11 protein-coding genes (1 of these 11 only partly in view) are annotated in these 12,088 nt (G+C 65.2%); 7 read left to right on the forward strand and 4 right to left on the reverse strand.

Annotated elements, in window-relative coordinates; translation table 11 throughout:
- Positions 1-78: 78 nt before the first annotated feature.
- Positions 79-2,004 (reverse strand): peptidase M61, encoded by a 1,926-nt coding sequence (locus J2X44_RS03150; RefSeq protein WP_310087854.1) that lies wholly within the window; start codon positions 2,002-2,004, stop codon positions 79-81.
- Between the two features lie 328 nt (positions 2,005-2,332).
- On the opposite strand from J2X44_RS03150, the gene hisS reads away from it, so the two are divergent.
- The 6 genes from hisS to J2X44_RS03180 all read left to right on the forward strand — a co-directional run bounded on the left by hisS (position 2,333) and on the right by J2X44_RS03180 (position 9,808).
- Complete coding sequence (gene hisS / locus J2X44_RS03155) at positions 2,333-3,595, forward strand: histidine--tRNA ligase (protein WP_310087856.1); 1,263 nt, start codon at positions 2,333-2,335, stop codon at positions 3,593-3,595.
- Positions 3,596-3,675: 80 nt separating this feature from the next.
- Positions 3,676-4,743, forward strand: coding sequence for a peptide chain release factor 1 (gene prfA / locus J2X44_RS03160; RefSeq protein WP_310087858.1), 1,068 nt, complete (start codon positions 3,676-3,678; stop codon positions 4,741-4,743).
- Entirely contained in the window at positions 4,736-5,587 is an 852-nt protein-coding gene (prmC, locus tag J2X44_RS03165; protein ID WP_310087860.1) for a peptide chain release factor N(5)-glutamine methyltransferase, read from the forward strand. Before prfA ends, prmC begins: the two co-directional genes overlap by 8 nt.
- 257 nt (positions 5,588-5,844) lie before the next feature.
- Positions 5,845-6,744, forward strand: a complete 900-nt coding sequence (locus J2X44_RS03170; RefSeq protein ID WP_310087862.1) for a DUF4167 domain-containing protein — start codon at positions 5,845-5,847, stop codon at positions 6,742-6,744.
- Positions 6,745-6,819: 75 nt separating this feature from the next.
- Positions 6,820-8,211: a DUF4139 domain-containing protein gene (locus J2X44_RS03175; protein WP_310087864.1), complete on the forward strand. Its 1,392-nt coding sequence runs from the start codon at positions 6,820-6,822 to the stop codon at positions 8,209-8,211.
- A gap of 10 nt (positions 8,212-8,221) precedes the next feature.
- Entirely contained in the window at positions 8,222-9,808 is a 1,587-nt protein-coding gene (locus J2X44_RS03180; RefSeq protein WP_310087866.1) for a hypothetical protein, read from the forward strand.
- Positions 9,809-9,827: 19 nt separating this feature from the next.
- Here the strand turns inward: J2X44_RS03180 and J2X44_RS03185 are convergent, their stop codons facing one another.
- Both J2X44_RS03185 and J2X44_RS03190 read right to left on the reverse strand, forming a co-directional pair.
- Positions 9,828-10,214 carry an acyl-CoA thioesterase gene (locus J2X44_RS03185; RefSeq protein ID WP_310087868.1) on the reverse strand — a complete coding sequence of 129 codons (387 nt, stop codon included), beginning with the start codon at positions 10,212-10,214 and terminating at the stop codon, positions 9,828-9,830.
- Entirely contained in the window at positions 10,204-10,512 is a 309-nt protein-coding gene (locus tag J2X44_RS03190) for a hypothetical protein (protein ID WP_310087871.1), read from the reverse strand. Before J2X44_RS03190 ends, J2X44_RS03185 begins: the two co-directional genes overlap by 11 nt.
- Positions 10,513-10,638: 126 nt before the next feature.
- On the opposite strand from J2X44_RS03190, the gene J2X44_RS03195 reads away from it, so the two are divergent.
- Positions 10,639-11,064 (forward strand): CBS domain-containing protein, encoded by a 426-nt coding sequence (locus J2X44_RS03195; protein ID WP_310087873.1) that lies wholly within the window; start codon positions 10,639-10,641, stop codon positions 11,062-11,064.
- On the opposite strand, the gene J2X44_RS03200 is transcribed toward J2X44_RS03195, so the two are convergent.
- Positions 11,049-12,088, reverse strand: the 3' portion of a protein-coding gene (locus tag J2X44_RS03200) for a lipopolysaccharide biosynthesis protein (protein WP_310087874.1). Its footprint extends 493 nt past the window's final position; only the last 1,040 of its 1,533 coding nucleotides appear in the window; the start codon falls outside the window, past its right edge — the gene reads right to left on this strand; its stop codon occupies positions 11,049-11,051. The genes J2X44_RS03195 and J2X44_RS03200 overlap by 16 nt on opposite strands.

Genomic DNA, 12,088 nt, shown 5'->3' on the forward strand with positions numbered 1-12,088 from the left:
GAAGTCGAGACACCCATCGCGGGTGAACGAATTAGGGGCATCTCGGCTTCGCTCGATGCGAACGGAATTCCAAGGCACCTAGAGTGTGCGGCGCGGCGCCAGCAGTCGGTCGAACCAGTCCGGCCCGCTGCCAACCTTTTCGAGGTGCGGCCAGCGTAGCCCGCCGTGATAGGCGATGTCGATCTGGCGATAACGACCGCCGCGTTCGACGAGCAGCCGCACCGGGGTCTTGCCGTCGGTCGCGGCGCGGATCGCGGCCTCCAGCCGCTCCTTGCTGTAACTGGTGCCATCGACCGCGACGATCTTGGTGCCGTTGACGATGTCGGCCTTGAACGCCGGGCTGTCCCACAGGATCGCGCCTGCAATGCCGTCCTTGTCGATCGTCATCCCCAGCGAATGGGTGAGGTCGTAATTCTTCGCCTGCGCCATGCGGTCACGGTCGTACACATTCGGCGCGTCGCGCCACGCCAGCCGATATCCAGCGCGTTCGATCCCGGCGACGGGGGCGACCTGTCCGGGCATTTGCAACCGCTGGCGCAGGAACCCAGCCCAGTCATGGGGATGCACCGCGTTCAGCGCCGCCACGACATCGTCGAAATCATAGCTGTTCTGCCCCCAATCGCCCTCGCGCCCACCGAAAAAGGCGCGCGCGAAATCGTCGAGGCTTTTGGCATCGTTCGTCGCCTGGCGGATCAGCAGATCGGCCTCAAGCCAGGTCAGCGATCCTTCGTTGTAATAATCCTCGCCGCGCGACCAGCTGGCAAAGGGTTTGGGTTTGCGCGCGCCGATGACCGGGTCGAGCGTCGTATCCTCGACCGATCGCCATTCGCGCCCCGGCTGCGCGCTGTAAAAGCCTGCATGGGTCGCCCATTCGGCCAAGATCATTTCTTTCGACTGCATCCCCGAACGGCCCGCGAGGACCAAATCCCAATAGCTGGTCTGGCCTTCATAGACCCACAGCAGATTGCCCTGCATCGGCGTGCGGTAATCGGGGGTCCACAATTTGTCGGGGCGGCGATATTTGCCGTTCCAGCTGTGGACCAGCTCGTGCGGCAGCAGCCCGCGCTCGCTGTCATTTTCGTCCCATTCGGTGAAATAGTCGCGGTTGCGGCTGTTCTCGCTGCTCCGGTGATGTTCCAACCCGATGCCGCCCAATTCGTCGGTCAGTGCGAGCAGGAATTCATAGCGGTCGAAATGGCGGACCCCGAACAGCGCCACCGCTTCGGACACCAGCGCGGCGTGGCGCGCGATATGGTCGGGGCGGGCGTCGAGATATTTGGCTTCGTCGGCGACGACGTTCAGCGTGACATTCTGCCCCAGATCCCATTTGCGGAAATGGCGGCCCGCGAACATCGGGCTGTCGACCAGCACTTCATAATTGGTCGGGGCAAAGCTGTAGCGGTTGCCGCTGATTTTCAGCCCGTCGAGCGCCGCGGCGCCGGTCCACCCATCCGGCAGGGTCACCTCCAGCTGTACCGGAATTTGCCGGGTGAAATATCCCGCGGGGTAGAGGCTGACCTGTTCCCACTGCAGGTTCATCATCGCCGGGGTGACGACGACGCGGCCCTCGCTCGTGCGGGTCGGCGACAGGAAATCGAACGCAATGTCGATGCTTTTGACGCCGGCCGGGACATCGACGTCGAACGCATAGACATCGGTCGGCTGGCGCGTCCACGCCAGCGGCTTGCCGCCCGCGCTGGGTTTGAACCCCGCCATCTCGGCAATCGCACCGCGCGGCGCGTGCTTGCCGGGCAGCCATTCGGGATAGAGCAGGGTCAGCTTGCCGGGCCTGGCGACCGGGATCGTCTGGCGGACATGGAAGATACCGCGCGCGACGTCTGTGGCATCGACCTTGAGCTGCGTGGTGCCCGGATAGGGTTTGTCGGCGGGCAGCGGGATGATGTGCGGCTGGACCACCGGCTGCGGGCGGCTGTTGCCGGTTTGGGCAAAGGCGGCGGGGATGGCGGCGATGAGGGCAGATGCGACGAGCAGTTGTTTTTTCATCGCCGGGTTGTGCCGGGAAATGAGCGTGAGGTCCAGACTGCTACCTCCCTCTCCCCTTGAGGGGGTGCGGGGTTGGATTGCCCCCGGCAATCCAAGTCCAGTCCGGGGGACTGGACGACCCCGCGCCGGTTGCGCAGACTTGCCAGCTTGCTGGCTAGTCGAAGCTGGGTGAGGGGGTCAGACCTTGCGAGCGAATTCAACGTCTGAACCCCTCATCCAACTTCGCCTAGTCGCTCCGCGACAAGGCTCCGTATCCTTCTCCCTCAAGGGGAGAAGGTTTGATCGCGGCTCTTTGCCTTTCGGCCAAAAACCATTAGACGCCGCCGCCATGAGCAAGGATAAATCCGCCAAAATCCCGACCCCGCAGGCCGTTCGCGGCACGCAGGACATGCTGGGCGATTTCGCCGACCGTTTTGCGCATGTCGTCGAGACGTTCGAACGCGTCCGCCGACTCTATGGCTACAAACGCATCGAGGTGCCGGTGATCGAGCCGACCGCGGTGTTCGCGCGATCGCTGGGCGAAACGACCGATGTCGTGTCGAAGGAAATGTATTCGTTTGAGGATCGCGGCGGCGAATCGATCACGCTGCGCCCTGAATTCACGGCGGGGATCGCGCGGGCGTATATCACCAACGGCTGGCAGCAGTATGCGCCGCTCAAAGTCGCGACGCACGGACCGTTGTTCCGTTATGAGCGCCCGCAAAAGGGGCGGTATCGCCAGTTTCATCAATTGGATGCCGAAGTGCTGGGTAGCGACAGCCCGCTTGCCGATGCCGAACTGCTGGTGTTCGCCGATCAGCTGCTGAAGGAACTGGAGATTGCCGAGGGCGTGACGCTGACGCTCAACACGCTGGGCGATGCGGCAAGCCGTGATGCTTGGCGCGCGGCGCTGGTCGATCATTTCGAGGCGCATCGCGGCGATCTGTCGGAGGACAGCCTGGCGCGCCTCGACAAGAATCCGTTGCGGATTTTGGATAGCAAGGACCCGAAGGACCGCCCGATCGCCGACAGCGCCCCCGACATCGACGCGTTTCTGACCGGCGAAGCGCAGGATTTCTTTGGCGCGGTGACCGCGGGGCTGGATGCCGCGGGGGTTGCGTGGGAACGCAATGCGCGGCTGGTGCGCGGCCTCGACTATTATCGCCACACCGCGTTCGAATTCGTCACCGACCGGCTCGGTGCGCAAGGCACCGTGCTCGGCGGTGGGCGCTATGACGGGTTGATCGAGGCGCTGGGCGGACCGCCGACCGCGGCAGTCGGCTGGGCGGCGGGGATTGAGCGGCTGGCGATGTTGGTAGATGATGCACGGGATGTTGGTTTGGACGTCGTAATTGCGCTTGAAGATGACCGTTCATCTGCATTTGCTCAGTCGTTTCTCGCTACTCTGCGACGCGACGGCATTTCTGCTGACATCGTCGCGACTGGCTCGCCGAGAAAGCGGTTCGACAAAGCTACGAAAATGAACGCCAAATCGATCCTGAGCATTGTTTACGATCAAGATAACAGCCGGCCGACTACCGGTTTTCGTGGGCCGAGTGATCTCGCGGAGCGGGTCGACCAACTTCTGCCTCCCTCGTCACCCCGGACTTGATCCGGGGTCCATGACCGCCGGTGTCGTCTGGATCCCGGATCAAGTCCGGGATGACGAAGACTTGAAATGACAGTGAATAGATGACCTCCGTTTCCGAAAAGCAGATCGACGCCATCATCGAACGCCACGCCGCGCTGCAAGCGCGCATGGCGACGGGCGATATGGCGCCGACCGATTTTGTCGCGGCGTCGAAGGAGTTCGCCGAACTCGAGCCCGTCGCCACCGCGGCGCGCGAAGTGGTGCGGCTGCGCGGCGAACTTAGCTCGTTGACCGAAATGCTGACCGATCCCGAGATGAAGGCGATGGCGGCCGAGGAAATCGCGGCGGTCGAGGCAGCACTCCCCGCCGCCGAGCACGACCTCGCGCTCCAGCTGCTTCCCAAGGATGTCGCCGACGCGCGCGCCGCGATGCTCGAAATCCGCGCCGGGACCGGCGGCGATGAGGCGGCGCTGTTCGCGGGCGACCTGCTGCGCATGTACAGCCGCTATGCCGATGGCCAGGGGTGGAAGGTCGAAGTGATTTCGGCCAGCGAGACCGAGGTCGGCGGCTACAAGGAGGTCGTCGCGTCGGTGACGGGGCAGGGCGTCTTCGCAAAGCTGAAGTTCGAAAGCGGCGTCCACCGCGTCCAGCGCGTCCCGGCGACCGAAAGCCAAGGGCGCATCCACACCAGCGCCGCGACCGTCGCCGTGCTGCCCGAGGCCGAGGAGGTCGACGTCGCAATTGCGGACAGCGACCTCAAAATTGACATCTACCGCGCATCGGGCGCGGGCGGCCAGCACGTCAACACTACCGACAGCGCGATCCGCATCACCCATATCCCCTCGGGCCTCGTCGTGATCCAGCAAGACCAGCGCAGCCAGCACAAGAACCGCGCGAAGGCGATGCAGGTGCTGCGCGCGCGACTTTACGATCTGGAGCGCGCGAAGATCCACGATGCCGAGGCGTCGGCGCGCAAGTCGATGGTCGGGTCGGGCGATCGCTCGGAGCGCATTCGCACCTATAATTTCCCGCAAGGGCGGGTGACCGATCACCGCATCAACCTGACCCTCCACCGCCTGCCCGAAATCATCGAGGGCGCGATGGACGAGCTGATCGACGCGCTCATCGCCGAGGATCAGGCGCAGCGGCTGGCGGGGCTGGGTGACTGAACCCCCAACTTTTGCGGGGGTGGCAGAATCGCTCCGCACCGCTACCAACTTGCTCACCGCGATCAGCGACACGCCGCGGCTCGATGCCGAATTGCTGATGGCGCATGCGCTGGGGGTCGAGCGGCAGGATGTGCTGCTCGATCCGGCACGGTTTGATGTGCCCGAACTATACGCGCATCTGATCGCGCGGCGCATGGCGCATGAGCCGATCGCCTATATCGTCGGTTACCGCGATTTCTGGACGCTGCGGATCGAAGTCGGGCCGGGGGTCCTGATCCCGCGTCCCGACAGCGAAATCCTGATCGAGGCGTCAATCGACCTTGCGCGCGAACGCGGAGCTGGCTGGCCCGCGCGAGTGCTCGACCTCGGGACGGGGCCGGGAACTTTGCTGCTCGCGGTGCTGAGCGAAAGTCCGGATGCAATCGGGCTCGGGATCGATGCGTCCGAATTTGCGCTGGCCTATGCGCGCGACAATGCCGAGGCGCTGGGGATGGCGGACCGCGCGACCTTTCAGGCGGGCGACTGGGGGGAAGGCGTCGACGGCCCGTTCGACCTGATCCTGTGCAATCCGCCCTATATCGGCACCGACGAGCCGTTGATGGCCGATGTTGCGGAGCATGAACCAGCGGGCGCGTTATTCGCCGGGGCCGACGGGCTATCCGACTATCGCCGTATCATCCCCGATTTGCCGCGCCTGCTGGCGCTGGACGGAGTCGCGATCCTTGAAATCGGGCATATGCAACATATCTCCGTTGGCAAGCTCGCCGAGGCTGCGGGTTTCCACGTCGCCTGCCGCCAGGATCTGGGCGGCCGCGACCGGGCGCTTTTGCTGACCCGCGCCTGACCCGCCTTCGCAAATATTGCTTGGTTTTCGCCGCAAAGCGGGTTAGGGGCCAGTCACAGACCCGGCTGGGATACCATTGGCGATGCACCGCATCGATACTGGTCCGGCGGATCTGCTTCCCACTTACGATGTTCGTATCGGGCCTTGGTCCAGACGAGCGGTAAAGGGCAAGAACCGCGCTTGGCGCGCGGGCACGACGCGCAAATGGCGCGGTCGGCCAAAAGGGGTTGGCATAGCTTATTTAGCTTTTCGACAGGATGTCTCAGTTGAACATGAACAACCGGCAAAGCGGTCGCCGTCGCGGCCGCAACAATAACAACAGCAACAACAATAGCCGCCCGCAATCGGGCGGCCGCGGCGGAGTCGATCAGGCGAACCGCATCGACAGCCGGGCGCGCGGAAACGGCGCCCAGATGATCGAGAAGTACCGCAATCTGGCGCGCGACGCACAGCTGGCCGGGGACCGGGTGCAGACCGAATATTACCTTCAGTTCGCCGATCATTATTTCCGCGTCGTGAGCGATTTCCGCCTGCGCCAGGAAGAAAAGAACGCGGCGAACGGCCAGGATCGCGGCCAGGACCGCCAGCGCGAAATTCGCGGCGTCGAAGATTTCGACGGCCATGACGACAGCGATCTGGATATGGACGCCGACCGCGACGACAATGGCGACGACAATCGCGGCGAGCGGAATGACCGCAACGATCGCGCCGACCGCAACGACCGTCCCGAGCGCAGCCAGCGCGAAGGTCGCGGCAACCGCGACACGCGCAGCGACCGTGACGACGACAATCGCGGCAACCGCCAGCCGCAGGAACGCCCGCGCCGCGATCGCGACGAGGGACGCAGCGATGTTCGGAGCAGCGATAGCGACGACGCAGAAACCAATGTCGTCGAAACCGTCGCCGAGGAAGCTCCCGCACCGCGCGCCAACCGCCGCAGCCCGCGCCGTCCGCGCGCTGCCGAGGTCGACGGCAACGACGATGGCGGCAATGCCGGCATCGACACCGCGGTGCTGCCCCCGGCCATCGGCCGCCCCGAACGCAGCATCGAAGCCGACGCCGAGACTGACGGCGGCGAGGAAGCGCCCGCCGCCAAGCCGCGCCGCGCCCGCCGCACGCTGGCGACGCGCAGCCCCGGTGTCGAAGCGGCCGAATAAGTACATCTTCGCGCTGGTCAACGACCGCGACATGCCATAGCCTCCCTGCGGAACCATCTGCGGGGAGGCTTTTTTATGCGCGCTTTGGCAACGACTTGCGGGGCGATTGCCATCGCTGGCGCATTGGCGGCCGGTACCGCCGTGGCGCAGGATGCCGCCCCGGCCAATGCCCAGGGCGACGTCGCGGTCACCATCTATAACAATGGCCAGTCGCTGGTGCAGGACGAGCGCCAGTTGAGCGTCGCGGCGGGGCGCAACCGCATTGAATTTCCCGACGTGTCGGCGCGCATCCGCCCCGAAACGGTAACGCTGTCGGGGCCAGGCATCGCCATCGTTGAACAGAATTTCGATTTCGACCTGCTGACCCCCGACAAATTGATGGACAAGGCGGTCGGCCAGTCGATCACGCTGGTCCGCACCAACCCTGCGACCGGCGCCGAACGCAGCGAGCGCGCCAAGGTGCTGGCGGCGAACGGCGGCATCGTGCTCCAGATCGGTGAACGGATCGAGGTGCTGCGCGACGACGGTCTGCCCGTGCGCGCGGTGTTTGACCGCCTGCCGCCCAATTTGCGCGCGCGCCCGACGTTGTCGGTGACCGTCGATTCCGCCAGCGCGGGGACAGTCCCGACCCGGCTGTCGTATCTGACCCCCAACCTCGGCTGGACCGCCGATTATGTCGCGCTGTTTGACGCGGCAAAGGGCGCCATGGACATTCAAGGGTGGGTGACGCTGACCAACAGCACCGGCACGACCTTTGCCAATGCGCGCACGCTGCTCGTCGCGGGCAATCCGGGCGGGGGCGGCGGTTTTCGTCAGATGACCGGCGCGATGGACAGCGCCGGGACCGAAAGCAACGACCGCGAACGGCTCGGCGACTATTATCTCTATCCGCTCGCGGCGCGGACGACGATCGCCAACGCGCAGCAAAAGCAGGTGAGTTTTCTGGATGTGAAGGGTGCGCCCGCGCAATCGACCTATGAATATGTCAATCGCTGGCTGGGCAGCAGCACCGAGGCGGCAAGCACCGCCAGCGTGCTGCGCTTTTCGACCTCGCGCCAAGGCGGTCTCGGCGACCAGCTCCCCGCCGGCACGATCCGCGTCTATATGCGCGACGCGCGCGGCGATCCGCAGTTCATCGGCGAAAACAGCATCGGCCACACTCCGATGGGGTCGGCGATGTCGCTGCGCACCGGTGACGCCTATGATGTGAAGGTGCAGCCGACGGTGGTGTCGCGCACCCGCAAGGGCGATTCGCGCTGGGTGACCAAGATGAAATATACCGTCACCAATGCGCGGCCCGCGCCGGTGACGGTGCTGCTGGCGCAGGATGGCCTCTATGGCGATGTGCGGATCAGCGACGAAAGCCTGAAAGGCGAGCGCATCTCGGCCGATCGCGTCGAATGGCGGGTGCCGGTGCCTGCCAATGGCAAGACCGACGTCACCGTCACCTTCGACACGCGCTACTAAGGCGCACGGGATGCGGGGCGCGCTCCTGCTGGCATGGCTTGCGGCGCTGCTGGCGCCGGGGGCGGCGCTTGCCCAGACCGACCCCGCAATTGTGGTGTCGGCAAAAATCGACGATGCGGCGGTCACCGTCTATCGCGCCCCGAATCGCGGCGGCGGGCCGATCAATCCGCGCTGGCCGCAGGGCTTTGCCTTCATCACCGAAACGCGCACCGTCACCTTGCCCGCCGGGACATCAGTACTGCGGTTCGAAGGCGTGGCCGAGGGGCTGTTGCCCGAAACCGCGGTGGTCAGCGGCCTGCCCGACGGGGTAATCGAAAAGAACCGCGATGCGCGGCTGCTGTCGCCCGCGGGGCTGGTCGATGCGTATCTGAAGCGCAGTGTGACGCTGCGCCGCACCAATCGCGCCACCGGCAAGGTGACCGAACAGGACGCGGTGATCCAGGCGGGTCCGAACGGCGGGGTGATTCTGCAAAATGCCGCCGGAGGCTTCGAGGCACTGGCCTGTTCGGGGCTGCCCGAGCGGATGCTCTATTCCCGCGTGCCCAAGGATCTGTCGGCGAAGCCGACGCTGTCGGTGCTGGTCGAAAGCCGCGCCGCGCGGACAGTGACGGTGCAATTGCTCTATCTTGCCGAAGGGTTCGACTGGGCGGCCAATTATGTCGCCGACCGCGATTCGGACGGCAAGACGCTGGGGCTGACCGGGTGGATCACCGTCGCCAACGGCGGGGTCACCAGCTTTCCGGGCGCGCAGCTCAACGTCATCGCGGGGCGGCTGAACAAGATTTACAGCCCACCGCTGCCGCGTAGCACGCCGGGGCCACTGGTGCTGAAATGCTGGCCGATGGATATCACCAGCACACATCCGTTGTGGGAATTGCCGCCGATTATCGAGATCGAGCAGGATTTTGCCGCGGATGCCGCCGAAGATGTCGTCGTGACCGGCAGCCGGGTCTCGCGGCGGGAGTTGATGTATCTGCCCGCGCCGGTCGCTCCTCCACCCCCGCCTCCACCTCCCCCGCCCCCGCCAGAGGATCTCGGCGACCTCAAATTCTATCGCGTCCCGTTCCGCGTCGATGTGTCGGCGAAGGGGCAGAAGCAGGTGGCGTTGCTGGCGAAGGACAAGGTCGCGGTCGAGCAGCTCTATGCCGCGACCCTTTACCAGAACGGCCAGCCGCAGCCGCTAACGCCGCGGCTGCGTGTCCAGAACCGCGAATCGGACGGGCTGGGCCTCGCGCTCCCCGCCGGGACCGCGGCGGTATTTGAGACGATCGGCGGCCAGCGCCTGCTCGTCGGCGAGGCGGCGATCGGCGACAAGGCGAAGGACGAGCGCGTCGATTATGACATCGCCCAAAGCCCCGCGGTGCAGTTTCGCGCGGTGGTGCAAGACCGTGATGCGAAGGGCGAATTTCAGACCTGGCGGGTAACGCTGACCAATGCGCGCCCGTTCGCAGCCGAGGTCGAGATGCTGATCCCGTTCGCGATCGACCCCGCGCCCGATGGCTGGGAGCGCCGCGGCAGCAGCTGGGTCTGGCGGGTGCGGGTGCCTGCGAACGACAGCCTGGTGCGCGAATTTCGGCAGAAACTAAAAGGCGGCTGATTCGCCGCCCAGGCCGGGGTCAGACCGGCGGCAAGGCCCGCGGGCGGTGATTTTCGTCGAGCGCGACAAAGGTGAACACGCCTTCGGTCACCTTGACCTCAATCTCGCCGCGGTCGCGGGTCGCGATGACCTCCAGCCGGATCGCCAGCGAGGTGCGGCCGCGCCGTTCGATATGGGCGTAGATCGAGATGATGTCGCGCAGCAGGATCGGGGCGATGAATTCCATCGTCTCGATCGCGACCGTGGCGACCGCGCCCTGCGCCTCGCGACCCGCGACGATGCCGCCTGCGATGTCCATCTGGCTGAGTACCCAGCCGCCAAAGATATGGCCGTTGGCGTTGATATCGGCGGGACGGGGAACAACGCGCAGGATCGGGTCGCGCGGGCAATCTGGCTTATCGGTCATGGTTCATATCCGAATCGTTCTCGAACGGGTCTTCGATCGCCTCGTCATGCCCGCTGCCGCTCGACAGGAACACCAGTCCCATCAGGGCGGCGCCCAGCATTACCGACAGGCCGACGCCCGCGGCGGTCGCGACGATCATATGGATGGTCAGCGCGCTGCCCATGCTGATCCGCAGCCAGCCAAGCGCGCCAACGACCGCGAGCAGCGACACCAGCGCCATGCCGCGCATCAGGCGGCGATAGCGCGCCCAAGCGACTTTCGATGTGGCGTCCTTGTCGAGCGGGGAGGGTTTGACCATGGGCCCTGCCATGAACCAACGCGGCGATCAGGCCAAGCGCAATTGGAATACGGTCATCGGTTTCGGCTTTGCCGAGAATCATGATAGGCTTTGCGTCCAGAGAATCGACATGGGGAGCGGCAAGGCATGACGATCGGAGCGATCCTCCACGGGCGCACAGGCCCGGTGATTTCGGCGCGCAAGGAAGACACGGTGCGCGCGGTGCTCGACCTGCTGGCCCAGCATCGTATCGGCGCGGTGCCGGTGATGGAAGGCGACACGATCGTCGGCATCTTTTCGGAACGCGACCTCGTCCGCCTGATGTCGTCCTATGGACCCGAGGCGCTCGACCGGCAGCTCGACGAGGTGATGACAAAATCGCCGATCACCTGCGAGCCGAGCACCGCGGTGATGGGGGCGCTGTCGCAAATGACTCAGCGCCGCATCCGCCATTTGCCCGTCGTCGATGGCGGCCGACTTGTCGGCTTCGTGTCGATCGGCGACCTCGTCAAATATCGCATCGACCGCATCGAGGCCGAAGCTGCGGCGATGCGAGACTATATCGCGTCCTGAGCGGCGACTTCGGCGGCGGGCGGTTGGCGGCGCAGCACAAGCCGCATGACCTCGGCAATGGCGTCCCGCTCGAGTAGCCAGAGCAGCGCACCGTAAAGCGCGACCCCCAACCCAACGAGCGCGACCAGCCGAATCGGCGCGACCAGCCCAAGTGGCGCGATCGCCTGTGCAGTAAAGCCGACCCCGACCGCCATCACCAGCGCGGGGGCGAGCCCCGGCAACATGGCGCGACCGACATCCCATAAGGACACCCCGATCAGCGGCGCCGACAGGCGCGCGGTGACGATCAATAGCAGCGGCGCGGCGATCAGCCACGCCCAGGCCATGCCGATCAGTCCCCATTCGGCGCCGATCAGAAAGGCGGCCGGAAAGATGATGGCGCCGCTGAGGGCGGTGAACATCGACAGCGATGGCTTGCCAAGTGCATTGGTCAGCGGCGCGAACAGGATCTGCACCGTCATCAGCATCAGGCCGAGCGCGATGATCTGGATATAAGGCACCATCCCCAGCCACTTCACCCCGAATACCGTTTCGACCATCGGCGCCGCCGTGACCGCGAGGCCGCAATAAAAAGGCGCGGCGACCAGCGTCAGCAGCCGCACCGTCTTCAGGAAGCTCCAGCGCACCGCCGCCATGTCTTGCTTGATTCGGGCGTAAGCGGGAAAGGCGACCTCGTTCAGCGGCGGCACAAATTTGGCCATGAAGATCTGCGCGAGGAACAATGCCTCGGCATAGAGGCCGAGCGCATGCGGTTCGAATCGGCCGCCGGCGATGAAGATGTCAGACTGGCTTTGCACCAGCCAGAACAGCTGACTGAACAGCACTGCCGACCCGAAGCCGATGATCTGGCCGCAGCCCTTGAAATTGAAGCTGGGCCAGACGAGCAGCCGCGCGACCAGCGTCAGCCCGATCGCGCGGGTCCAGAACAGTGCGATCGGCGCATAGACCAGCGTCCACACTCCATAGCCCGCGAGCGCGCAGCCGAGCGCGGTGCCCGCGCCCGCAAGGGCGGCGAGCAGATTGA

Source organism: Sphingopyxis sp. BE259, from assembly GCF_031457495.1.
Taxonomy (GTDB): domain Bacteria; phylum Pseudomonadota; class Alphaproteobacteria; order Sphingomonadales; family Sphingomonadaceae; genus Sphingopyxis.